Origin of the sequence: Ktedonospora formicarum (genome assembly GCF_016587355.1) — a bacterium.
GTDB classification, from domain to species: domain Bacteria; phylum Chloroflexota; class Ktedonobacteria; order Ktedonobacterales; family Ktedonobacteraceae; genus Ktedonobacter; species Ktedonobacter formicarum.
In genome coordinates, this window is the sequence record NZ_BNJF01000010.1 from 232,176 (window position 1) to 255,055 (window position 22,880).

20 protein-coding genes and 1 pseudogene are annotated in these 22,880 nt (G+C 51.0%); 7 read left to right on the forward strand and 14 right to left on the reverse strand.

Annotated features, from left to right (window positions below):
* From K3T82_RS45420 to K3T82_RS45440, 5 genes and pseudogenes are all read right to left on the reverse strand, one after another.
* The gene (locus tag K3T82_RS45420; RefSeq protein WP_220200061.1) at positions 1 to 1,806 is read right to left on the reverse strand and encodes a sensor histidine kinase; all 1,806 of its coding nucleotides are present in this window, start codon (positions 1,804 to 1,806) and stop codon (positions 1 to 3) included.
* 190 nt (positions 1,807 to 1,996) lie between these two features.
* Positions 1,997 to 2,716 (reverse strand): annotated as a pseudogene (locus tag K3T82_RS45425) (NAD(P)H-dependent flavin oxidoreductase); the annotation flags it as partial.
* A 15-nt stretch (positions 2,717 to 2,731) separates the two neighbouring features.
* Positions 2,732 to 3,067: a nitronate monooxygenase gene (locus tag K3T82_RS45430; RefSeq protein ID WP_268886748.1), complete on the reverse strand. Its 336-nt coding sequence runs from the start codon at positions 3,065 to 3,067 to the stop codon at positions 2,732 to 2,734.
* Between the two features lie 232 nt (positions 3,068 to 3,299).
* Positions 3,300 to 3,587 carry a hypothetical protein gene (locus K3T82_RS45435; protein ID WP_220200064.1) on the reverse strand — a complete coding sequence of 96 codons (288 nt, stop codon included), beginning with the start codon at positions 3,585 to 3,587 and terminating at the stop codon, positions 3,300 to 3,302.
* A 303-nt stretch (positions 3,588 to 3,890) separates the two neighbouring features.
* Positions 3,891 to 4,316, reverse strand: coding sequence for a rhodanese-like domain-containing protein (locus tag K3T82_RS45440; protein WP_220200065.1), 426 nt, complete (start codon positions 4,314 to 4,316; stop codon positions 3,891 to 3,893).
* Positions 4,317 to 4,695: 379 nt separating this feature from the next.
* Here K3T82_RS45440 and K3T82_RS45445 point away from each other — a divergent pair, with 379 nt between their 5' ends.
* From K3T82_RS45445 to K3T82_RS45460, 4 genes are all read left to right on the forward strand, one after another.
* Positions 4,696 to 7,002: a LuxR C-terminal-related transcriptional regulator gene (locus tag K3T82_RS45445; RefSeq protein ID WP_220200066.1), complete on the forward strand. Its 2,307-nt coding sequence runs from the start codon at positions 4,696 to 4,698 to the stop codon at positions 7,000 to 7,002.
* A 56-nt stretch (positions 7,003 to 7,058) separates the two neighbouring features.
* Positions 7,059 to 8,462, forward strand: a complete 1,404-nt coding sequence (locus K3T82_RS45450; RefSeq protein ID WP_220200067.1) for an NAD-dependent succinate-semialdehyde dehydrogenase — start codon at positions 7,059 to 7,061, stop codon at positions 8,460 to 8,462.
* A 527-nt stretch (positions 8,463 to 8,989) separates the two neighbouring features.
* Positions 8,990 to 9,985 carry a TIGR03842 family LLM class F420-dependent oxidoreductase gene (locus tag K3T82_RS45455; protein WP_220200068.1) on the forward strand — a complete coding sequence of 332 codons (996 nt, stop codon included), beginning with the start codon at positions 8,990 to 8,992 and terminating at the stop codon, positions 9,983 to 9,985.
* 200 nt (positions 9,986 to 10,185) lie between these two features.
* On the forward strand, positions 10,186 to 10,770 hold the full coding sequence (locus K3T82_RS45460) for a TOMM precursor leader peptide-binding protein (RefSeq protein ID WP_220200069.1): 585 nt from the start codon (positions 10,186 to 10,188) through the stop codon (positions 10,768 to 10,770).
* 178 nt (positions 10,771 to 10,948) lie between these two features.
* Here K3T82_RS45460 and K3T82_RS45465 read toward each other — a convergent pair whose 3' ends face one another.
* Together K3T82_RS45465 and K3T82_RS45470 are read right to left on the reverse strand one after the other, a co-directional pair.
* Positions 10,949 to 11,692 carry a response regulator transcription factor gene (locus K3T82_RS45465; RefSeq protein ID WP_220200070.1) on the reverse strand — a complete coding sequence of 248 codons (744 nt, stop codon included), beginning with the start codon at positions 11,690 to 11,692 and terminating at the stop codon, positions 10,949 to 10,951.
* Between the two features lie 94 nt (positions 11,693 to 11,786).
* On the reverse strand, positions 11,787 to 13,280 hold the full coding sequence (locus tag K3T82_RS45470) for a sensor histidine kinase (RefSeq protein WP_220200071.1): 1,494 nt from the start codon (positions 13,278 to 13,280) through the stop codon (positions 11,787 to 11,789).
* A 213-nt stretch (positions 13,281 to 13,493) separates the two neighbouring features.
* Here K3T82_RS45470 and K3T82_RS45475 point away from each other — a divergent pair, with 213 nt between their 5' ends.
* Complete coding sequence (locus K3T82_RS45475) at positions 13,494 to 14,645, forward strand: acyltransferase family protein (protein ID WP_220200072.1); 1,152 nt, start codon at positions 13,494 to 13,496, stop codon at positions 14,643 to 14,645.
* Positions 14,646 to 15,033: 388 nt separating this feature from the next.
* Here the strand turns inward: K3T82_RS45475 and K3T82_RS45480 are convergent, their stop codons facing one another.
* The 6 genes from K3T82_RS45480 to K3T82_RS45505 all read right to left on the reverse strand — a co-directional run bounded on the left by K3T82_RS45480 (position 15,034) and on the right by K3T82_RS45505 (position 18,822).
* Positions 15,034 to 15,312 carry a hypothetical protein gene (locus tag K3T82_RS45480; RefSeq protein WP_220200073.1) on the reverse strand — a complete coding sequence of 93 codons (279 nt, stop codon included), beginning with the start codon at positions 15,310 to 15,312 and terminating at the stop codon, positions 15,034 to 15,036.
* Positions 15,313 to 15,322: 10 nt separating this feature from the next.
* Positions 15,323 to 15,796, reverse strand: coding sequence for a nitroreductase family deazaflavin-dependent oxidoreductase (locus K3T82_RS45485; protein WP_220200074.1), 474 nt, complete (start codon positions 15,794 to 15,796; stop codon positions 15,323 to 15,325).
* 168 nt (positions 15,797 to 15,964) lie between these two features.
* On the reverse strand, positions 15,965 to 16,561 hold the full coding sequence (locus K3T82_RS45490) for a hypothetical protein (protein WP_220200075.1): 597 nt from the start codon (positions 16,559 to 16,561) through the stop codon (positions 15,965 to 15,967).
* A 44-nt stretch (positions 16,562 to 16,605) separates the two neighbouring features.
* A complete protein-coding gene (locus K3T82_RS45495; RefSeq protein ID WP_220200076.1) occupies positions 16,606 to 17,061 on the reverse strand; it encodes a PPOX class F420-dependent oxidoreductase in 456 nt (151 codons plus the stop codon).
* Positions 17,062 to 17,129: 68 nt separating this feature from the next.
* A complete protein-coding gene (locus K3T82_RS45500) occupies positions 17,130 to 18,011 on the reverse strand; it encodes a haloalkane dehalogenase (protein WP_220200077.1) in 882 nt (293 codons plus the stop codon).
* Positions 18,012 to 18,231: 220 nt separating this feature from the next.
* On the reverse strand, positions 18,232 to 18,822 hold the full coding sequence (locus K3T82_RS45505; RefSeq protein WP_220200078.1) for a TetR/AcrR family transcriptional regulator: 591 nt from the start codon (positions 18,820 to 18,822) through the stop codon (positions 18,232 to 18,234).
* 544 nt (positions 18,823 to 19,366) lie between these two features.
* On the opposite strand from K3T82_RS45505, the gene K3T82_RS45510 reads away from it, so the two are divergent.
* Positions 19,367 to 19,918, forward strand: a complete 552-nt coding sequence (locus K3T82_RS45510; RefSeq protein ID WP_220200079.1) for a hypothetical protein — start codon at positions 19,367 to 19,369, stop codon at positions 19,916 to 19,918.
* A 307-nt stretch (positions 19,919 to 20,225) separates the two neighbouring features.
* On the opposite strand, the gene K3T82_RS45515 is transcribed toward K3T82_RS45510, so the two are convergent.
* Positions 20,226 to 20,975: a class I SAM-dependent methyltransferase gene (locus K3T82_RS45515; RefSeq protein WP_220200080.1), complete on the reverse strand. Its 750-nt coding sequence runs from the start codon at positions 20,973 to 20,975 to the stop codon at positions 20,226 to 20,228.
* Between the two features lie 493 nt (positions 20,976 to 21,468).
* Between K3T82_RS45515 and K3T82_RS45520 the strand changes: the two genes are divergently transcribed.
* Positions 21,469 to 22,869 carry an 8-oxoguanine deaminase gene (locus tag K3T82_RS45520; protein WP_220200081.1) on the forward strand — a complete coding sequence of 467 codons (1,401 nt, stop codon included), beginning with the start codon at positions 21,469 to 21,471 and terminating at the stop codon, positions 22,867 to 22,869.
* The last annotated feature ends 11 nt before the right edge of the window (positions 22,870 to 22,880 follow it).

The window sequence follows — 22,880 nt, forward strand, 5'->3', positions numbered from 1 at the left end:
CTAGACCCCTTTTCTGGGAGAGAAATGTTGCCAGGACCAGATTTGAAAACAGCTTATGATGTTGAAGATTAGCCAGATCGAAAGCAAAAGGAGATGGGGATAGGCCAAAAGAGCGTGCGGGGAGAAAAAAGCTTCTATAGAGAGAAAGAAGGAATGATAAAGAACAAAAGTAATCACTACCATTATAAACCAGGCCAGGAAGTTTAGCCCTACCCAGCGCACCTGTTTTCTTATCCTTCCTTTGATTTCTCCTGGTGACATGGCAGCGCGATACTGCCTGCCTATAAGCACATAGCGCACCAGGAAGAGGAAAGCAAGAAGGATAAAGATCGTTGGCACTATGCGTGTAAAGAGCATGTCTATGCTTGCCCCTATGGTAGAATATGCTGTTCCAATCAACAAATCAGGCATATAATAAGTAACAATGGTGTAGATATAGTATCCTGCCAGCGCACAGAACAGGAAGATTTGCGCGAGGAAAAGATAGCTTTCAGCGGTTGAATGCAGAAGCGCTTTCCTGCCATGAGGAAAAATGGCGAGTTGTGTGCGGGAATTTCTGGCTAGGAAATAGATAAAGAAGAGTATCAGGAGTGTTACAAGTGCTCCTGCTGGTGCGAGCGCTCCTGCATGTGCAAATTGAAGAGGCATATAGAGGAGCGCCAGCATAGACAATCCGGCCAGCCAGGCACCACCATGTAAGAGTCTACTTATTTTGTGTTCCACAGCTTCAAGTTCTTGATCCGGCTTCTGTACCTCCTGTGCCTTCTGCGTGCTCAGGAGGTGGATGTGAATGACCAGCTTTGTTCCCGTACCTGGCTCGCTAGAGATGATCATTTTTCCCTTTATAGTCTGCACGCGCTCCCGAATATTTGAAAGTCCCATCCCTCCTGTCGTTTGTTGACCAATCTGCGTCAGTTCGAAGCCTTGACCATTGTCCTCAATCTCCAGGAGAAGTTCGTCCTCTTTCTGGTAGAGCCTTACCCACGCCTGTGAGGCTCGTGCATGGCGAGCAATATTGGCGAAGCCCTCCTGGGCAATGCGAAAGAGCATTTCCTGGGTACCGAGCGGTAAATTGTCGTCAGGTGGAAGCTCTCCCAATTCAACGTGTATCTGTGCTCCCGTACGATATCCGAGGGCCTGACATTGCGTGCGTAGAGCTTCCATCAAGCCGACATTCTCAAGTGGAAAGGGACGTAACTGTTGCAAGAGAGCCTGCATTTCCACCTGCGCCTCCTGAGCGTTGCGCTGGATATCGTCTATGATCGTACGGGCACTGTCCAGGTTATTCCCCCAACGTGCTTTGACTGCCGCCGTGCTGACAACCACGCTAAATATTTGCTGCTTAATCGAGTCATGCAAGTCACGAGCCAGGCGATTACGTTCTTCCTGCGCTGCCGTCTTCGCAACTTGCTGCAAGAGTTGATCCCGGTATTCGCTGGTCTGCTGTTCCTGATTCCACTGCATATCTCTCTGTTGTGCGAAGGTAGTTAAGAATGCCAGAAGAGGTGAAGCGGGCCAATTTCGGCGTATGGGGATTTGCTCTATCCTCAATCCACGAACAAGCCGCGTCAGTATAACTTCCATAATAAAAAGATCATTGAGCAGATTGCTGGTAAAGAGAAGCCCTAGCAAGCAACCTAAAGCACCTCCTCCCAGCAACAGTTGCCACCAGAAATGTGGCTCAAATAAAAACTGTGTCAGGAAGATCATGACCAAGGCAATAATGGCGGCAGTAATTCCGTGGCTCAGCAGCAACTGGATCGTCGTCCAGCGTTGCACTGTGCCAGCTTTTTGTTTCATTTGCATATGCTTTTCTTTCTCATGTTCCATTGCTCATTCAAATCACTATAATATATCTCCGCCCAGTTGCAAACTCCTCTTCCTCAAATAATCTGGATTGGACACATGTCTTTCCCTCCCCACGCTGAAGGGAGCGGGGTTGCGAGGGTACCTCTCGCTCCAGTGCTTCTGGCAGTCAAGGTCGTAACAATACCAATTATTTTCTAGGAGGACGTACGGCCCCTAGGAGCCTATGCTCAATAACCTGCCTTGCCTCCTCCATCATCTCATGTACAATCTCGCCAGCGGGCTTGATCTCCTTCACCAGGCCTGCACTCTCTCCAGCGATGAGGGCCATTTCTTCGATGTCGCCAGTGGTCTTGGGATTGGGGGGAAGGGAAGAGAATTTCGGAAGTGGTACGGGCTTGCCCAAAAGGATTGTTTGCCCAATGAATTTGTCTGGTTCGCAAGGATAGACGACCTCCTGCTCTCGCGGGCTCCACTCGTCAACCACCCGATTCCGAATGACTCGCATTGGCTGATGAGGCCATTCGGGACCAAAAATAGTAGTGCGAACGGTATCTGAAACAGTGGCCTCAACGATACGATTTTTATACGCTTCGTGAGCATATGCTTCCTGGCTCGCCACCAGACGTGTTCCTACCCAGACCGCCTCCGCACCCAGAGCGAGCGCTGCGACCATGCCTCGCCCGTCGGCAATGCCCCCGGCTGTGATGACGGGTACTGGCGTGATGGCATCCGCTACAGCAGGGACCAGCGAGAGGGTTGTTGCGGTGCTGCGATTGTGCCCACCTGCCTCCATGCCCCGTACGATCACCGCATCGACGCCACGTTGGATTGCCTCATGTGCCACCTGAAGAGAACTAACCTGCATCCATACCTTCACCCCTGCACCATGAAGGTGATGAATGAATGCCTCGGGAGGATCGGTTCAGAAGAAGCTGACTACCGAGACATGCTCCTCTATACAGACTTCCAATTGAACCTTCTCGGTCAAATGAGGAATAAAGTTCACGCCGAATGGTCCTGTAGTCATTGATCGGATTTGTCGCAGAAGTTCTCGTAGCTGGTCATGGGGGATCAGCGATGCGCCAAGTGTTCCCATGCCTCCCGCATTTGAAACAGCGGCCACCAGCGCCGGTGTCGTCACAAAAGCCATTCCGGCACCAATGAATGGAATCTGAAGAGTATACTCTTCAGTCAAACGTGTTCGAAACATCTTTTGCCTCTTCTTCAAGTGTTCGCTTTTATGCTCTTTGGACCCCATATTTGCTTTGAATTTTTGTGGCAAAGTCCTTTCATTCGAGCATACACTCTCAAAAAAGGTAGGTTGTAGTTCGTGTAAATCGGACAGTGTGGGAAACGGCCATGGTTCAGGTTCGTGATTATGGCCTGGGAACCCCACGAGAGCAACATGACAAGACTTTTGACCGCTTCTATCAGGTCACAGTTTGGCTATCCCATCGCCCCTGAAGAGTTACCACTATCAAAGAATACAATCAGGCGAGTGAATGAACTGATGGAGTGGCATGATCTGGCGTTGAACTGGAAGTATTCTCCTGACCACTGTTCATCAGGACTTGGGGGAACAATTTGAAGTGATCGATGAGAAATATTACCACCAGCACCATCACCAACAACACATCCGGGAGTTTAGGTGGCGGACTCTCCAATCTTGGCACAACAAACATTACCGCCAGCATCATCACTAACAATACAAGCTCGTCAGGAGGTGGCATCGCCACTGCAAACTCTAATGTGCTCGTGAGAGGCAGTGTTGTTACCAACAACCATCCTAACGACTGTTCAGGTATTGTAACTAATGGAGGGGGCAACACGCCGGGTGATGGGACGTGCGGCTTTTAAAGCAAGCACCATGAGCGCTGCCTCTACCCAAACCTATAAACGAGCGACAACGGTCATCTGAGGAACGATCAAGGAGTACCGATAGCTTGCGCAAGCTATCGGTACTCCTTGATGTGTTACCAACATATGCATACACGTTTGTGTTTGTTGTTCCCTGCAATCTTGTTGTGCATCCATTTGTGCCAGGCATGAGGGTAGAGAAAGGCAATGTATCAGCGGAACGTTTATTTTCCCTCTGTTGTTTTCTCCTCGACTGGGTACTCTCGCTTTTTCCACTCATTGAAACCGCCAGCCATACTCACCACGTTGGAATAGCCCATCGATTGGAGCGTTTGAGCTGCTAGTATTGAGCGCCCACCAGAGGCACACGCTACAAGAATGAGCGCATCTCGTTTTGTCGTGAGCTCTGGTTTGGCATAGGGCGTTGTTGGATCCGCATACCACTCTAACATCCCACGCGGGGCGAGGACTGCTCCTGGAATGTGCCCTTTCTCCCATTCAGCGGGTTCCCTGACATCAAGCAGAAGACCAACTTGCCCTTGATCTAACTTCTCCTTTGCCTGTGCGGCGGTAAATTCTGGGATGGCTTTGCGCGCTTCCGTAACGAATTGACTTGCACTCTTCTTCTGTTCGGTATTTGGTGTTGACATGCTTGTTCCCTTTCTTCTCAACATGATACGTTGCAAGCGTCATTTAAGAACGAGCAGAAAACCTGAGATAGTTGTTCTCAGCGTCTTCGTGAGTTTCAATGCTCTCCAACTATGACTCTGGTGCCATGTGACATCTTCCACTCCTGTGTCAATACTATTCCTTGGTGGAGAGGTAACTCCTTATACATGCTGCAGGATTCTTGAGCTCGCTTTTGTATTGCTTTCGTCTTATTTAAGGATAAGAGAAATGAGGAGGTGTGTCACCATTCGAAAGAATGGAAATAAGCATGGGAAAAAATAGACAAGACAGGTAGCAAAAGGTAGAATACTTCTATTCGGAAACGTATAGTTAGACGCCTCATCCCCACGGAACTAGTACATGGAAGAAAAGGGTACGTCACAAGAGCGACTGAACAAACGCGAACTAGAGATTGTAAAACGACTATCTGCTGGATTATCAGATCAGCAGATTGCGGACGGGCTTGTCTTGAGCCTCAATACCGTGAAGTGGTATAACCGCCAGATTTACAGCAAACTGGGGGTCAATAGTCGGACTCAAGCTATCATGCGTGTAAAAGATCTTGGTTTGCTTGGGAGCAGGGTTTCACCATCACCAGATCTTGTATCCAGGCCTACTCTTCCCACACAGACGCCTCTCTTTCTCGGGCGCCGCCGTGAAGTTGCTGACGTAAAGCAACTGCTGAGTGCGTCTCGCCTTCTGACACTCACAGGCCCTGGGGGAACTGGCAAAACACAGCTAGCATTGCGCGTGGTGGCAGAGATGACTGAAGCATATGCTGACGGCATCTACTTTGTCGATCTTGCCTCTCTCTCAGATCATACACTGGTGGCACAAGCCATCGCCTCTGCGCTTGGTATCGTTGAAGGTTCTCTGGAGCCGTTATTAGGTACTCTCCAACGAGTGCTTGCCCGACGAGAGCTATTACTGCTGATTGACAACTTTGAGCATGTTATCAAGGCCGCTCCATTGATTCCCAAACTCCTGGCGGCTTCTTCACAATTGAAAATCCTTGTCACCAGTCGGGAACCATTGCATATCTCTGTAGAGCAGGAATATTCTGTCCCACCGCTCTCACTGCCTCTCGCTGAGCGACCTTCTATTGAGCAACTTATGGAATCCGAAGCAGGGCTCCTCTTTCTTCGGCGTACACAAATGGTCTTGCCCCACTTTACGCTAAGCGAAGTAACAGCTCCAGCGATCGGGCAAATCTGTCTCTCTCTTGATGGATTACCGCTTGCCATCGAACTGGCTGCGGCACGTTGCAAGCTATTCTCGCCACAGGCGTTATTGGAACGCCTGGAATGGGCAAGGGAGAATTCGTCCTTGCATCTCCTCTCAGGGGGATTACGCGATGCCCCGTCACGCCAACGAACGCTGCGCAACTCGATTGAATGGAGCTATAACCTGCTTGATGAGAGTGAGAAGCGGCTGTTTGCCCGATTGTCAGTTTTTCGCGGAGGATGCTCTCTCGAAGCTATTGAGAACATCTGTGGCGAAGGCCTGTTCTGTGATGTGGTAGAGGGGCTTTCGTCTCTGGTGGAGAAACACCTCGTACAACAGAAAGCGGGACCAGGCGATGAATTCCGTTTTGTTATGCTGCAAATGATCCATATGTATGCGCATGAACAACTGAAAAGAAATGGCGAGGAGGAAACTCTCAGGAGACGACATGCCGAGTATTTTGTAGCGCTGGCGGAACAAGCTGAGCCAGAGTTGCGAATGGCAGGCTATGAGTATTGGTCTGTACGGCTCAACGTAGACCAGGAGAACATCCGCGCTGTCCTCTCCTGGTCTTTAACGAGTGGGGATGTAGCACTTGGCATACGATTAGCGGGTGCTCTCTGCCTGTTCTGGTATGGTGATGGATATCATGCTCAAGGGCACCAATGGACGCAACACCTCTTAAAGAGGCTCGATGAGGTCTCTCTGGTGTATCATCCCAAATTTCTGCTCAGCGCCGGGCATCTTGCGTTTCTCTATGATCTTGAGGCTGGACAGAACCTGTTTCGTAGAGCGCTTGCGTGTGCTCGTGAGGTCAAGGAACAGCTCCAGATGGCCTGGGCACTTGCGTTGCTGGGTTACACGATGCTGCAAGAGCCAGTGGTAGCTCTTTCTCTCGTTGAGGAAAGTCTGACAGTCTTTCATTCATTGAAATATCAACCAGGGATAGCACAAGCGCTCAATATCAGAGGGGAAATAGCACGTTTTTGCGGCGATGATGAGCTTGCCAGGCAAGCCTATGAAGAATGCCTGGCAGTGTCACAGCAGACGAGAGAAACTCGCCGAATCATTTTCATGTACAATAACCTCTCCTTTCTTGCCTTGCATACAAATGAGGCTGAGCGTGCCAGAGCGTTGAGCCGCCAGGGACTTCAGTTAGCACGTGCAATCAATAATACGCTCCAAGTAGCAACGATTCTGGCTCTTCTTGCAGGAGCTGTGTGTGGTTTGGGCCAGCCGCAGCAAGCCGCGCGCTTGCTTGGCGCATCAGAAAGTGCCATGGAGAGATTAGGAGCCTTTCACCAACCAAATGATAAGCGGGAAATTGATAGCATAATTACTATTGTGCGCACTCAACTCGATGATGTAACCTTCCAGACGACCTGGTCCCAGGGCCGTGAGTTGACGCTCGAGCAAGCCGTAGCCCAGGCACTTAATGAATAAGAAGTCTTGATTATTTTGGTTGGCTTACGATGCACCAACCTTGTAAGGAGGTAACTATGAACATTCAATCGATAAACCCTGCGACAGAAGAGATCGTCGAGTCATTTGAGTTATACAGTTCTGCACAGATTGACGAGGCGCTGGCCTCAGCACATACTGCTTTCAGAGCCTGGCGTGAAACCAATTTTGCTCTGCGTAGCGCACTTTTCCAGCGTATTGCAACCTATTTGCGGGCACACAAAACAGCGTTGGGCCGCATGGCAAGCCTGGAGATGGGAAAACCTCTCTCAGAGAGCGAGGCCGAAGTCGAGAAATGCGCCTGGAGTTGCGAGTATTATGCGGAAAATGCTGAGCACTTCCTGGAGGACGAGAAGATTGCCACGAATGCAACTGATAGCTATGTTTCCTATCAACCGTTGGGCGTTGTTCTGGCGCTCATGCCCTGGAATTTTCCTTTTTGGCAGGTTTTTCGTTTCGCTGCACCTGCCTTAATGGCAGGCAATACCGCAGTACTCAAACACGCTTCCAACGTCTCGCGCTGCGCCCTGGAAATAGAGCGGGTCTTTCGTGAGTGTGGTTTTCCAGAAGGCGTCTTCCGCACGGTGCTGGTGCCAGGAGCAGAAACCGGAAAACTGATTGCTGATCACCGTATTGCTGCGGTGACATTGACTGGCAGTGAGGAAGCGGGTATCGCTGTCGCTTCTACCAGCGGCCAGCACCTCAAAAAACATGTATTGGAACTGGGAGGGTCGGATTATTTTATTGTGTTGGAGGATGCCGACCTGGACGCCGCCGCCCAAACTGCAGTCCGCTCTCGTTTCCAGAACACAGGCCAAAGTTGCATCGCCGCCAAACGCTTTATTATCGTCGAGGCGGTCGCCGAAGCGTTCGAGCACAAATTCGTGGAGGCGGCTGCAACGTTGCGTGTGGGGAATCCGCTGCAACGTGAGACCCAGATCGGGCCAATGGCTAGAGGTGATCTGCGTGCAACTCTAGATAAGCAGGTGCAAAGCTCTGTCAATATGGGAGCCAAGATCCTCTTCGGTGGCCGCCCGTTGGATGGACGGGGCTACTTTTATGCACCCACCATCGTGACGCATGTCACTCCTGAAATGCCATTGTTCTATGAGGAAACGTTCGGCCCTGTAGCAGCCATCACCCATGCCAGAGACACGGATCATGCCATCGAACTGGCGAATACTTCTAAGTTTGGTCTTGGCGGCAACCTCTGGACACGCAATGTTGACCGGGCTCGTGCACTCGCTCGCCGTTTGGAAAGTGGTTCTACGTTCCTGAACGGTATGACGGCAAGCGACCCGCGTTTGCCATTTGGTGGAATCAAGCATAGTGGATATGGTCGTGAGCTCTCTGTATTTGGCATACGCGAGTTCGTGAACATCCAAACCGTTTGGATTGGGCCTGCACTCGATACGACCTCAGCATTGCCTAGGAGTGAGTGATACAGTTGATGTGCTCACCAGGGCTTCAGCCCTGGCTCTAATACACAATTTGCAAATTGGCTGAAAAACGGCCTGAGAAAGAAGGGCGGACAAACAGAGCCTTGAGCATCTCAGGCTTGTCAGTCTATGCTCCTGCGTCGATGCGCAAGGCCGGAGGTTTTGTGGAAAAGCAGGGCCCTGCAGGACATCTACGATCTGCTGAGATCCAAATGCCTTGCATGCTTTTGCCGGAAACACTTTGCCTCTTTCAGGGCTGACAAGACACATGATATCAGGCCACCGTCCTCAATTGTGCCTCTATCACTATTGAGCATCTCCTGTATCGATTTGAATCCCCAACCCAGAAAAAGAAGAGATCGGCAAGGTTATTTCTCTCATCTATCAGTCGTGGTCTTGGTCATTGAGGAGCACAATTTTCATGTTAAATGTCATAGCGGCCCCTTTGAGCTCATTCACCACTGGCTTTGGCTCCCTGGCTATACTGCATGAGGAGCATATTTTAGAATGAGAGGGGGAGCAGAAATCATATGATTGAGTTTGGCATCACACTTAAACCGGATCCACCATCAAGCAGTATTGTTGCATTGACACGCAAAGCCGAGGAGCAAGGCTTCTCTTATGCCTGGTTATTTGATTCTCATCTTCTCTGGATGGAACCTTTCTCCCTTCTTACCCTCATGGCAACCAATACCAGTCGTATACGATTGGGAACCTGCGTGACCAATCCTTGCACACGTGAGGCAAGTGTTATTGCCAGCGCTTTTGCCACGTTGCAGGAGATTTCAGGTGGAAGAATGCTCATGGGTATCGGACGCGGCGATAGTGCGGTACGAGTCCTTGGCAAGAAACCTGCTAGCTTGGCAACTATGGAACAAGCCACTCATGAGATACGCTCGCTCGTCTCCGGAGAGATGATTCATGGGACGCTTCAGATAAAATGGGCACATGGCAACATGCCCATCTTTGTTGCTGCCTATGGTCCTCAAGCGCTTCGACTGGCGGGACGCATTGGCGATGGGGTCATATTGCAATTTGCGGATCCTCATTTGATTCAGTGGAGCCTTCAATTCGTACGGCAGGGGTGTGAGGAGGCTGGACGCGATTGGTCACGCTTTCAGGTCATGTGCGCAGCCGCAAGTTATGTCTCTGATGATCTGGAATGTGCGCGTGCTCAAGTAAGGTGGTTTCCTGCTCTCGTCTCTAATCATGTTCTCGACTTGATCTCGCGCTACTCGATAGAGAATTTACCACCAGAACTGACTAGCTATGTACGCAATCGCCCTACCTATGATTATCAGCAACATTGTCAGGTTGGCGCTCTCCACGTCGACTTTGTTCCTGATGAGGTCATTGATCGCTTTTGTGTCATTGGTACGGCCCAACAATGTCAGCAGCGTATTGAGGAACTCGCCAATCTTGGCGTCACCCAATTCAATATCTACCTGATGACCAAAGACAAAGAGCGAACACTTGATGCCTATGGCAAAGAGATTATTCCAGCGTTTTCGTACACACAATACTGAGTGGTTGGTTGGCTTATGCGGATGCTGCTAGATTGAAGCAACTCACTCTGCAAGGCCATTTACAAGCAACATAACAATAAAGGAGATCTTCCCGTAGTCGTTTTGGCTTTAAATAATCAAGGAGGAAGCGATGAAAAAGCTGAAGGTTCGTGCCTGCACTTAGTCATGATACGTGGAAGTAATTGATTTGTAAGAACTCCGTGCAGTGCTTTATTGGGAAGCCAAAGGTCGCCGCCGCAGGGGAACAGCTTGCCCGCTTCAATCCTGGTGTGACCTTCGAGCCGGTACAACGGTTGATCGCAGGACCACACGAGATCTGTGACCTGATCAAGGGCGTGGATCTTGTGGTCAGCTGTGTCGATCAGCCGAGTGAGATTATGATGTGGGTGAACCAGGCTGCTCTTGAGGAGAATATTTCTTTCATCGAAGGGGAGTATCATGGGATCTGTGCGGAAATCGGACCATTTGTGATCCCGTTTGAAACGGGTTGCCTGGCATGTGAAATGACAGCCAGTAATGCAGATGTGGGGAAGATGGCAGAATTCGATTGGATAGAGCAAGCGACCTGGCTTCGTCATCCCAACATTCATTTTGTCACTGCGATGGCTGCCAACCTGATTTGCAGTGAGATCTGCAAACACCTTCTGGGGGTAGGAAAACCGATGACCTGCAACCGCCGGTATCTGCTAAATACCCAGCAGTTTACTTTGACATCGAGCGAGTTTTTGCGTTCCCCCGCATGCAACCAATGTGGACATGGAAAGAATGTTTCCACTTACTCCTGAATTGAGTGATATGCCCATTCGACGCCGGATCTGTGAGCCAGAAGCGCTTTTTATGACCCGGCCCGCTCTAGACATTCCAGGAGATTTCTCCTACCCACACCTTGAATACGCAACGGCTGTGTAAACTACCTTCATTTCATCCCAGATGTACGCTCATCTATGTGGCTCAATTTGTAGGCTATTCCATGAAGCGGTAGCCAACGCTCCAAACGGTGACAATCTTTTCTCCAACGCCGCCTAGCTTCTTGCGCAGGCGCGTGACGTGAGTATCGACGGTGCGATCAAAGCCATCGTAGTCGTATCCCCAGAGTTGTTGCAGCAGAAACTCGCGGCTAAAGGCGCGTCCTGGATGTGAAGCCAGTAAAATCAATAGTTCGTATTCTTTCGGTGTGAGCATGATGCTTTCACCATGAAGCCTAGCGATGCGGGCGTTGGGATCGATCTCAAGTGGTCCGCGTATGATAGAGGGCTGCTCTGGTGAGGGGGTGAGCGCGGGTGATGCATGTGCTACTGAGGGTTCTGATCGAGCCTGCTGGAGGGTCTGCGCCAGCCGCTGGTCCAGGTCAACGCGGCGTAGCATGGCGCGCACCCGGGCCATAAGCTCACGCATGCTGAAAGGCTTGCTAATGTAATCGTCTGCCCCCACTTCCAGGCCCAGAATCCGGTCGATCTCTTCGTTGCGAGCTGTAAGCATAAGGATAGGCATCAAGTAGTTCTGGCGCACACGGCGGCAGACGGAGAGGCCATCCAGGCCGGGCAACATCCAGTCAAGGATGATAAGCTGCGGCTGGTGCTGTTCAACCAGGGTCAGCGCTTGCAGGCCGTCATTGGCCTGGTAGACCGTATGACCCTCGGCACTCAGCTCACCGCAGATCAGGTTACAAATAGCGATTTCATCCTCAACAACAAGCACGCGAGCCATGTGCCAACTTCTCCTTCAAAAATATCTTCAGCATAGACAGAGGGCAACGATATGCATGCTAAGTGTACACGCTGCTTGCCCTAACGTCCAGGTCTTATGGCCGCGAGTTATAATTTGTTATCCCTTGAGCGAGCCGCAAATGGATATGGAAGCTGCTCCCCTCTCCCTCCTGACTCTCAACTGTTATATGCCCCCCCATGGCGTCTACCAGGTCTTTAACGATAGAGAGACCCAGGCCAAAGCCGCCAGAGGAACGCGATCGTGATGCATCCGTACGGTAGAAACGCTCAAAAATCTGTGTCAGTTGATCGGCTGGAATGCCTATCCCCGTATCTGCGACCGAGATAACCAGATAATCACTCCGCTCCTGTCGCGTCGATATTGAGATAATGCCCCCATCGGGGGTGTAGGTGATCGCATTGCGTACCAGGTTCATTAGAACCTGGGTAAGGCGCTGATAATCGGCCTGTACGAGTGGCAATCTCTCAGGTAACGAGCGAACCAGCGTAATCATACGCTCCTTGCGTGCCAGGGGGAGTAACGCCTGGTAGACCTCTTCAATCACTTCTCCTGGTACAATTGAGGCCATATTCAGGCGCAACGTATCGGCTTCTGTGCGCGAGAGCGAGAGTAGATCCTCGACCAGAGCGCCGAGGCGTACAGCCTCTCGATGTGCGATGCCCAGGTAGTTGCTCAACTCTTGAGGATGGAGTACGAGGCTGTCATCTTGCTCGCAGGCTTTCAGCAACACCTCAAGATGGGCGCGTATGCTGGCGACAGGTGTACGTAGCTCATGTGAGACATTGACGATAAGTTGCTGGCGACTCAGCTCGGCACGTTCGGCTTTGGCCTGTTCACGTCTCACCTGTTCTTCGGCCTGGGCAACACGGAGATCCTGATTACTCATGCCCAGCAAGGTGCGCCCCAATTGTTTCCAGACCCAGGCCATCCCCAGAAGAATGTACCTGGGCAGGAGTGTCAGGCCAAAGCCTGTAAACATGTAGCGTATGAGATCCTTCATACCATAAAGGTAGATTGGCCTCTGTCCAGGCCATCGTATTACAAGCGGCGCATTGCGTGCCGCAAGTATGAGATAGAGTGTGGGGGTGCAGATGACGCCCAGGATGAATGTGATCAAGGCCAGAACCAGTATCAAGATTGGGACCTGGAGAACGAAGACAAAGCTGAGTATTCCCAGAGGAAATTTGAGCAGGAGAAACGCCAGCGCCTTCCAGGTCATCTTATTGGTGAGGCGCGCACGGAGATATTGGAGCCAGCTCTCCTTATGTTGCCTGGAAAGTGTAAATGGCGCGATGTCGCAATTGAGCCAGCGTATAGCGAGGTTACGCTCAAAGATGGCGAATTGCCAGCTCAGATACAGCATCACAATAAATATGGGAATGCCAAGCCAGACAATGAATAAACCCACGCTCAAGGCCAAGAGGACGACCAGGATAACGAAATACAGGATTCCTGACGGAAATGAAAATAAAAGGTAGGCGGCGGCAGGCCATATTTTTGTTCGGCCTCTATTGTTTGAAAGGGATTCATATTCAACCTGCTGCCTATCCGTTGATGATGCTTGCATTGGATAACCTCGTTATGCCATGTGAAATTCCTAGAATGTGTATAGCATACGGTAGAGGTGTTACAGAAGTATGTCCACTGTCCCTCTTACCCCATACATAATTGACACACTTTGGCCACAAAATTCCTCCAGTTTGGCAATACCCCATTCACATGTAAATTCTAAAATTCCTCTCAATGCATATCCTCCATCTCAAAAGAAAGCTGCAATAATATGAATACGGTATATACAGAAGCACAGAAAACGCAAAGATTGTACTATTTTGACTGGCTTAGAACTCTTGCCTTCGTGTTTGTCGTCTTGATTCACTGTATAGAGGTGTTTCATGATCTCTACCAGCCTCGTAACGCTCCAGGATTACAGAATGACGCGCTCACAGCCTTTCTGCCCGTGCTCACTCAATGGTGTATGGCCCTTTACTTTCTTCTGGCAGGGGCCAGTACCTGGTTCGCGCTAAAACGTAAATCGCCGATCGAGTTCGTTAGAGAGCGTTTCTCCCGCCTCTTCATGCCGCTTGCATTGGGCTTTGTCCTGCTTTTCCCACTTCAGGCCTATGTGACAATGATAAGCAATAATAGTTATCAAGGGTCGCTCTTTGCCTTCTATCCTTACTTCTTCGGTGAGATCCTGCTCAGGGGAAAGCTCTACTTGATTATTCTCCATATTCACCATCTCTGGTTCCTGGCATACCTCTTTGGCTTCTCGCTGCTTACGCTTCCCCTGTGTCTCCTGTTGCGGAGTGCTAGATGGCAGGTGTGGATGGCGCACCTGAGTAACTGTCCGGGCGGGCTGTTAATGCCAGTCTTCCCTCTTCTGCTCACGCGGCTTGCCCTGCTTCCAGCCTTCCCTGAGTATTGTAGTCTGGCGGACGCATCCTGCTGGCTGCTCATCTATATCTATGGGTATGTGCTCTTCGCCAACTCCACTATCCAGCAGGTCCTACGCCAGCAAGGGCGTCAGGCGCTGATCTTGAGCATACTCTGCTCTAGCACCCTTTTGGCTCTCTGGTGTATGGGACTCTTACGTGGCGAATTGCTGATACCTCGCTATACTCTGAATTCCATGCTCTACCAGGCGACCCAATGCCTTGCCCTCTGGTCTAGCCTCATTGTTTTGCTGACGCTGGGAAGTACCTATATGAACCGGACATGCCCTCTGCTCACATACAGTAGCAGTGCCTCATTTCATTGGTATCTGCTCCATTTTCCCATAGTCATGATCAGCGCTTACTATATCCTATGCCTCCCTCTGCCTGCATGGTGTGCCCTTAGCCTCATCGGAGCCAGCTCATTCCTCGCCACCTTCCTTCTGGCAGACCTCGTGCCCCTCCACAGGCAAGGCCTGCGTAGATATATTGCTCTTTAACCAGGATGGGTGAATGTGGTATGAGAATGTGCGCTTTGAGGATAATGTGACGGACGCATGCAGTATCAGGAGAGCAGAATGGCGGTTCATGAGCATGAAGGAAAGGATTATTGATGCCTTCTTACGTAATGTTGCCCACTCATCGCGTGAGAAGGTGAGAAAACGCGAAAGTTCCTGGTGAGTGGATGTGAAGAAGGTCATATGAATACCACGAACGGGCAAGGCGTGCGAGTATTGGAAAACAGAAGCGCACGCCTTGAGCGCCTACTCCTTCCTGGCTAGATCATTCGCGTGAGAGCTTGCCATATTGTACTACATTGCCTTATGAGTTGCCCTGCTTTGGATATGGCCGAGATCGAATTGGCGGACAAAGGCCCGCTAATGTCTCTCACACCGCATTGCCACGTGTGAAGAGCTTGAGCATCAGGTAGCGCGTTGGCAAGAACAGCACAATGCCGTTGCCACTATCAGGATTTGGTATTGTGCTGCCGCCGATGCCTGTATTAAAATTAAATGCCTCTATCTTCCGTTGAATGAAGGCTACAAATTCTGTCTTAACGCAAGAGAAGGTGAGAGACAATGAATAAACAGGCTCATCCCGAGTTTGCGCGTTTTTGCCACACACCTTATTTGCTCTGAGCCACAGATGTGTATTGGCTGATGTCAAAACGAGTCTTTTATTGAAGCGTGCTTTTGTCGGCCTGAAGCTTCTCTGAGCAGCTTTTTACCAGGAAGACAGGGTGATTCGCTACTTCACGTTCGAATTCTGCAAGCGAGGCATCAGTTGTGACATCGAAGTATGCCAGTACAAAAGAACGAGCATTGATCAGACTTTTTTTGAGGATTGGAGCTGCTTCCTGAACGCTGACTTCAGTAGCAGATATATGCTCGCTGTAGCGACCGCGCGTCAGTGTGGCTTCGCCTGCTACACGCAGATTGCGTACCCATTGAACAATGCCGTAAGGGGCGATCAACCAGCGTTGTCCACCATATTCATGAAGTGCTATCGGGACGGTATAAGGCTGCCCACTTTTACGCCCCCGCACAGTCAGTAAGACCATATTGCCCTTCTTTACGCCAATCCGCAACAGAAACGTATTGATGATATGCCCCGCACGGAAGAAAAGCGTGGGACGAAAGCTTTTTGTCATATAGACTCCGTTTTTGATTGTTTTTTTGCTCACGCGTATTTTGCATATGTGCAGAAAACGTATGAGGGGGGAGAAGATATTTCAGTGTTTGCCAGGGCAAACACTGAAATATCTTTGTGACTGCGGGTTGCCTTGCCTTTTTCCGCAGTCCTGCGACTGGATTTCGGATCACGTTCGCGCAAGTGGAAGTTGCGCGGGCACGGCTTCTGACAAGACGATTACCGCACCTAGAAGAATCCAGAAAAGACCCCAGAGATCAACAAGGGGAGCGAAGATTAACAGCCCTTTTCCTAGAAAGAAAGGAATCTGGATCAGGGCCAGTTGAGCGATGAAGTACAGCCCAACGAGGAGAGGTGCCCATGCTTGCCAGCCCGCTAGCATCTTTCCTAATAGTGTCGCTATTCCCAGGACAACCATGCCGAGCGCGATCAGGATGCCACCAGGCGGTGTCAATATCTGCCCGGCACCAGAGTCGGGGAAAACCAGATAGCTAATCATCCCACTCGCCTGGCTAAGCATGCCAAGAATCGCGATGCCTGCTCCTGCCATTGTAAGCCAGCCAGGCGAGACAAATCGATGGGCAATGATACCTAGGGGGCCGCCAATGAGCGCGAGATTCGCGATGGCCCAGATCAAACGAGCAACTGCGTGGACCGGACTCGTGGGATCTGACCACCACAGGTCGAGTGGCGTATCTGCTACCTGAAGGACTCCGCCGATCAGGCAGAGCATCCCGAGCAGGCGAAGACGTGATGAAACTGGCATACATTTATCCTTTCTTTTTGCCCAATTGCTGTTTTGGTCCAGCATCAGGAATGCGCAGATTGCACCTTCTCAATGCTTCCCCTTCCCATGTTAGCGTCCCTTTCATCGAGCACAATTTCATACACCGCTGTTTTCTCGCCGGGGTATTTGCGGTTAAAGACGATCCCGAAGAAGCGACCTATGATCCCTATACGCAGCAGTTTTCGTGCGTGCTTTGCCTCCTCTGCATACAGGCGACGTGCGGTGCCTTCAATCGCCGGTCCAAGCGCATCCCCTTTGCGGTTGCCAGGTGCAAGCGTGACGTGTGGATTGTGGGCGAGGCGCTTGGCCTTCCAGGTATCGGCGGGTGTCATAAAGTAGAGTTTACCCTGTGAGGCGACTGTACCCACTGGGGTGCCAACACCTGCGCCGTTGCGGCGAAAGCTGGTCAGTAGAGTCATATGGCCTTTCCCAGGAGTAGTCAAGTATGCTTGTGTGGTATGCGTTGTTTTTTCGCTCATGCTCTCTTCTCTCTTGTGATTGCCTGCTCGTTGCTCGGTTGAAGGCGAACTTCGAGCAGAATGTCTGTCTATGCCAGGATCTGTAGCCAAGTCGCAATCGCAGTCCCAATTTCATTGGGCGAATCCTCTTGTGGGTAGTGGCTGCCTTTGACGGTCACTTCTGCCTGTGCCCGAAACGACTGGCAGAGCTCCCGTGCTGCCTGCGTCGCCGTTCCCGGTTTATTGTTGATGTATAACTTTGGAACATCACTTTGGGTCAGCCACCTTCCATATGCCGTAACCAGTTCGATCATATCCGCGCGCTCATCATCAATGGGTGCCTGACGGGGCCAACTTAGCATAGGACGACGCCCCTCGCCTACTTCGGCAAAAGGGCGACGATATTCTGCCAGTTCTTCCTTACTGAGCTCACGTAATACAGTGTGTGGGAGCAGGCGCTCAATAAACACATTGTCTTCGAGCACCAGGCGTTCGCCCGTGTTGGAACGTAAGGCTTTCCAGAGATCACGGGTGAATTCCGGCCAGGTCGCCCAACTATACGGCCTGACAACCGGTTCCATATATACCAGACCCTTGACTGCCTGGCGATGGCGATTTGCCCAATCAAAGCCGAGGGCCGCACCCCAATCATGGAGGACAAATGTAATGCGCTCACGCACCCCCAGTGCCTCAAGTAACCTATCCAGGTAACTGCGATGCTCGAAGAATCCATAGGAACCCGGACCACTGTTGTGCAGCTTGTCCGAATCGCCCATCCCGATGAGATCGGGGGCAATGCAGCGTCCCAGTCCTTGCAGATACGGAATGATGTTGCGCCATACATAGGAAGAAGCAGGATTGCCATGCAGAAAAACGATGGGATCGCCCTCACCCACTTCGACATAGGCCATCTGGTAGCCCAGCACAGTTTGATAGTGCTTTTCATATGGAAAGGCAGCACTGATCGTCATTTGTTGTCCTTTCTACGAGCGTATGCCACGTTCAAATGAGGCAGAGAGGAGCGTTCAAGAGCATTTGCCCCAGAGCAAAGCAGTTCCGTGAAGCTCTCACATCAATGGGTCTCCTTGTTTTTCTTCACTCAGTAGATACGATCTGCCGTCCATTCATTCGGTTGACATGTTGAAACTTTCGTACATACATCGCAGAGGAACTCGCGCCTCTCAGTCCCAGTCAGGAAGGCAGCATCGCAGGAATCAACCCCTGTATCACTTCTTCAGCAAATTGCTGTACCGTCTGGTGGAGCGGATCAAAGCCCATGAATTGGTGGTTGAAGGCTCGCTGAAAACAGGGGCCTAGCAAGAGTGTCGCCATCGTCAAGGCTGAAAGATGCCGTCCGAGGCGTCCAAGATGCTGCTCCTCCTCAAGATAGGCTGCAAGGCGCTCAAAGACGTTATGTGGCCCCATACCCAGCGGTTGGGTGGTGGCACGAAATTGGTTCAAAAGTTCCTTGTCTGCCAGGAAGGAGACACCCATGGGGATCAATTGCTCATAATAATGGACAACCGCCAGCACCAGCGCGATCAGGTTCTCACTGACCGTTGCTGTGCCTGCCGGATGTGTCTGAAACGCCTCGTGGAAGGCTGGCTGATGCTCAGCCATGAGGGCGAAGAAGATGTCCTCTTTATGGTCGAAATGTCGGTAGAGCGCGCTTTCAGAGAGGCCAACCGCACGTGCAATCTCCTTCGTGGTGACATGTGCTGAACCCTTCAAGTGCAGCAGCTTTTCAGCGGATTCCAAGATTTTCTCTCGCGTTGTTGCCATAGACTCCTTCTTCCTGTATGTGAGTGAATATTCACTCACATACTATAGATCAGAGATGAGGAGCTTGTCAAGGGAGGCGTCTGGCTGGCCTCCGCTCATATTTCTCTCTACGATCAAATGATTTGCTTAGGCTGTGTGTCAATTGCTGTTATGGTGTGTAGTGCATCTGATTTGTAGTATGGTTTGCTAGACTACGCAAATTATTTTGCGTACTTGTTTCTTTCATTGTTCTCTTGTATGTTCATTGCATCGGGAAAGGAGGGGGTATGGTAAGTGAAGCCGGCTTGTGTTGGAGCAAGAACTTTACCTTCTCTGATCCTGAGCCTAAAAGGTTGAGATCATGAGGCCGATGTGATCTCTCTTGAGGCATTAGAGTATATCATTGGCTCATCCTGTCATTGGTATGATCGCTGCCAAATGATCCTGGAGCCCAGGAATCATTCGGCTATGCATAACAGGAATAGCCACCAGGACGTGAGTTCCAGGTGAGCATGGAGAGACTTTCTGTCTCTTCTCTGTAAGAAGAAGGCTATAAAGAATTTGTATGGACAACATTTCCTCAGCGAACTTCGCTCGTATGACTCGTATGGTAGCGGGAGTGAGTATCCTCCCTGCGCTTTTCCTTCCTTTCTATGAGGCCTTTCTCCATGGTGGACGACGCGCGGTGGAGATCAACCCACGCGCCGCCGCGTATATGGCTGCTCATATGATAGGAGCCTACTGTACCATCCTGGCTGGGTTTGGGCTACTTGCCATCTACCTGCAATATCATGAGCGCATGGGCAAGAGCGCGCCTCTCAGCTTGATTCTGGCCCTCCTTGGGCAACTCTCATATGCGGGGCTTCTGTTTATTGATGGGTTCTTCAACCCTCTTTTTGCTCATTTTGATCCCGCGCTGCAAACGCAATTCCATTCGCCTGAATTCTTTCAAGCCGTGGCCCAGAGCCCCTTGCTTCAGAGCTTCGGGATCGCACTGTATACTCCCTTCCTGATGTCTCTCTTCCTGATCGTAGGCTATGGGTTTCTGGGGGTTCTTCTCCTGCTGAAACGCATCTTCCCCTGGCCTATTGGGGGCTGTTTCTCGTCGGGGGCGTAATTCTGGGTATTGATCTGATGGTGCCGATGTGGGTCGAGATCGCCGGATATGCGGCTCAAGGGTTGGCCATTGCCTGGAGCGCCGTAATCATCTGGCGCGAGAGCAAACTCGTTGCTCGCGCTCAGCCTGTGGCATGAAGGCTGAGATGACGAGCGCTGTCTTTGAGGAGAAGAACATATGCCGCATGTGACACCAACACCGCTCCCAGTAACACGGTGCCAAAGCCTGTCCTCTGGGCTGTTATGTTCTACCACAGCTGGAATACTATCAGATGTGCGACGTATGACGTTTCAAGATTCGGGATGAATCATGTTTGTTTCATGTCTGATTTGATCGCTGCAAGCAAGAGAAACATCGGGCGGCGCAGTGCCTCCTTCCATTCGGGATGCCTCTTCAATTGGGTTGGCGTGGGGGATGGTTCATCCAGCGTCGAAAGGCGGAAGCCACAGGCAAGGAGTGTATTGACATAGGTAGCAACTGTACGGTGATACTTCACCACGTCATCATCTAAAAAGCAGGCATGACGCAAACCTTCCTCTTGATACTGATCGACGGGCCAGTGTAACCGCTCCCCATGCGAACCGTACGACCAGTCTTGTGCTGCTCGCGCGGTAAAAATGGGATGTTCGGCTGAGAAAACGAAGGTGCCTCCTGTTTTCAGACAGCGATACACCTTGCGACAGACAAGGTCGAACCGCTCCACATACTGCAGGGCTAGCGAACTGAACACCACGTCGAAGGCGTCTGCGGGAAAGTCGATGTCTTCAATCGCCAGCCGTTGATACTGAATGGCAGGATCGTCGGTGCTCTCTCTGGCGCGAGTAAGCATGTTCTCAGAGAGATCAATGCCCACCACGCTTCGTGCAAGCTTCGTGCGTGCATAATGGCAGTGCCAGCCAAAGCCACAGCCCAGATCCAGCACGTCTTTCCCACAAAGATCGGGCAGTCGCTCGCGGAAGGCAGGCCAATCAATCGCATCCTCCAGCCCGCCGATGGAACGGGGCATCTGACTGTATTTGGTGAAGAATGCTGGATCATCATATTTGTTTTGTTTCATTGAAGTACCACCTCAGTCGCATGACGTTCAGAGCATCCTTGGGCAAATGTTCCCAAAGCGAGTCTCCAGGATATGTGTGCTAGTTGCGCACGCTTGGGGAAGAGACCCGTAAACCTTTCATTCTGAAAAAAGGGGCCTGATGTATCTCGCATGTGGATACATGTGCTGACCTAAGGGAAGGTGGCTTTGTCCACATGAGTAGTTGCATCCGGAATAAGTCCAATAGGTTCTGATTTGAGCGACATAACATTTCCTCCTTCTGACTTATTTTCCCTCCCTTCAAGAGAAATCCTTTCTTCTGTCAGTTTAGAGGGTAGACCAATAGCATCTTATGAGGTCGTCAAACAATCTCATCGGGAATGGTGCGCTCGCTGCGTATGACGTTTCAAGATGGCGGAGAACCTATTTTATGGATTCATTATAATTGCGAAGATGATGCTTTTCCTGGGTTGGTTTCGGTATGAACTTCTCACATGAGAAAGGAGGGGAGCAGATGACCACATTGCTGGCAAAGAACGCAACGCTTGTCGTTACGATGGATGGCGAGCGCCGGGAATTGCGAGATGCTGGTTTATTCGCTCGGGATGGCTTCATAGAGCAGGTGGCATTAACGAGTGAACTGCCAGTGTCAGCAGACACGGTTCTCGATTTGCGCGACCAGATCCTCTTGCCTGGACTGGTGAACTGCCATCATCATCTGGATCAGGTTTTGACCAGGAACCTGCCGAGAGCTCAGAACACTGATCTTTTTCCCTGGCTTCGTGCTCTCTATCCTGTTTTGATTCGTCGTACACCGGATGCATCTCGTACCGCGACCATCATTGGCCTCGCTGAGCTTGCACTCTCCGGCTGCACCACTTCCTTCGACCATACCTACATTTTCCAGAATGGCTGTACGCTTGACGACCAGATCCACGCAGCCAGGGAGCTGGGTGTTCGCTTTGTTGCTGCACGTGGAGGCGTGTCGCTTGGAGGTCTTCTTCCAGATACTTGTGTTGAAAAGGAGTCCGTCATTCTTGCTGATTCTCACCGGCTCATTCAGCAATACCATACTATTGGCTGTGGATCGATGCTGCAAATTGTTCTGGCCCCTGGTTCTCTGTTCAGCGTTACGGCAGATATGATGCGCGAATCTGCCTCTCTGGCGCGAGAGTATGGTGTTCGGCTCCATACGCATCTCTGTGAGACGGCCGATGAAGAGCGCTACATGCTTGAACATTTTCAAATGCGGCCCGTTGCCTATCTGGATACACTGGGCTGGATCGCAGACGACGTATGGTATGCCCATGCAATTCACGTTAACGATGAGGAAATCCGCCTCTTCGGTCAGAGGGGTACGGGAGTGTGCCATTGCCCATCATCGAACATGCGACTGGCTTCGGGTATTGCTCCCGTCAAGAAATACTTGGAGTGTGATGTGAAAGTAGGTATTGGTGTCGATGGCTCGGCGAGTAATGATTCCTCTAACCTTCTTCTTGAAGTGCGGGAAGCTCTGTTGCTTGCTCGGTTGAAGATGGGATTGTTCCCGCCAGAGGGATCAAAGCAGCCGTTCCCTTCCAGCGATCCGTTGAGGACGAGAGAATTGATGACGGCTCGCGAAGCGCTGGAGATTGCTACCCGTGGGGGCGCACAGGTGCTTGGGCGATCAGACATCGGGGCGTTGGAGCCAGGGAAGTGTGCGGACTTCTTCACGCTTGATCTCAATACTGTTGGCTACGCGGGGGCGTTGAGTGACCCCGTTGCTGCTGTCGTGTTCTGCGCGCCGCAACATGCTTACTATACAGTGGTAGGTGGATGTCTCATTGTTGACAAAGGTGAGATTGCGACACTCAATCTTGATTCTGTGATCAGGGAACACAACTGCCATGCTGCGGCACTTGCTTCCGAGGTGTAATCATATTGGAG

Excerpts from the sequence above, each read along its gene's own strand:
- K3T82_RS45420 (WP_220200061.1), bottom strand. The coding sequence starts at position 1,806 with ATGCAAATGAAACAAAAAGCTGGCACAGTGCAACGCTGGACGACGATC.
- K3T82_RS45430 (WP_268886748.1), bottom strand. The coding sequence starts at position 3,067 with ATGGGGTCCAAAGAGCATAAAAGCGAACACTTGAAGAAGAGGCAAAAG.
- K3T82_RS45440 (WP_220200065.1), bottom strand. The coding sequence starts at position 4,316 with ATGTCAACACCAAATACCGAACAGAAGAAGAGTGCAAGTCAATTCGTT.
- K3T82_RS45445 (WP_220200066.1), top strand. The coding sequence starts at position 4,696 with ATGGAAGAAAAGGGTACGTCACAAGAGCGACTGAACAAACGCGAACTA.
- K3T82_RS45450 (WP_220200067.1), top strand. The coding sequence starts at position 7,059 with ATGAACATTCAATCGATAAACCCTGCGACAGAAGAGATCGTCGAGTCA.
- K3T82_RS45455 (WP_220200068.1), top strand. The coding sequence starts at position 8,990 with ATGATTGAGTTTGGCATCACACTTAAACCGGATCCACCATCAAGCAGT.
- K3T82_RS45465 (WP_220200070.1), bottom strand. The coding sequence starts at position 11,692 with ATGGCTCGCGTGCTTGTTGTTGAGGATGAAATCGCTATTTGTAACCTG.
- K3T82_RS45470 (WP_220200071.1), bottom strand. The coding sequence starts at position 13,280 with ATGCAAGCATCATCAACGGATAGGCAGCAGGTTGAATATGAATCCCTT.
- K3T82_RS45475 (WP_220200072.1), top strand. The coding sequence starts at position 13,494 with ATGAATACGGTATATACAGAAGCACAGAAAACGCAAAGATTGTACTAT.
- K3T82_RS45485 (WP_220200074.1), bottom strand. The coding sequence starts at position 15,796 with ATGACAAAAAGCTTTCGTCCCACGCTTTTCTTCCGTGCGGGGCATATC.
- K3T82_RS45490 (WP_220200075.1), bottom strand. The coding sequence starts at position 16,561 with ATGCCAGTTTCATCACGTCTTCGCCTGCTCGGGATGCTCTGCCTGATC.
- K3T82_RS45495 (WP_220200076.1), bottom strand. The coding sequence starts at position 17,061 with ATGAGCGAAAAAACAACGCATACCACACAAGCATACTTGACTACTCCT.
- K3T82_RS45500 (WP_220200077.1), bottom strand. The coding sequence starts at position 18,011 with ATGACGATCAGTGCTGCCTTTCCATATGAAAAGCACTATCAAACTGTG.
- K3T82_RS45505 (WP_220200078.1), bottom strand. The coding sequence starts at position 18,822 with ATGGCAACAACGCGAGAGAAAATCTTGGAATCCGCTGAAAAGCTGCTG.
- K3T82_RS45510 (WP_220200079.1), top strand. The coding sequence starts at position 19,367 with ATGGACAACATTTCCTCAGCGAACTTCGCTCGTATGACTCGTATGGTA.
- K3T82_RS45515 (WP_220200080.1), bottom strand. The coding sequence starts at position 20,975 with ATGAAACAAAACAAATATGATGATCCAGCATTCTTCACCAAATACAGT.
- K3T82_RS45520 (WP_220200081.1), top strand. The coding sequence starts at position 21,469 with ATGACCACATTGCTGGCAAAGAACGCAACGCTTGTCGTTACGATGGAT.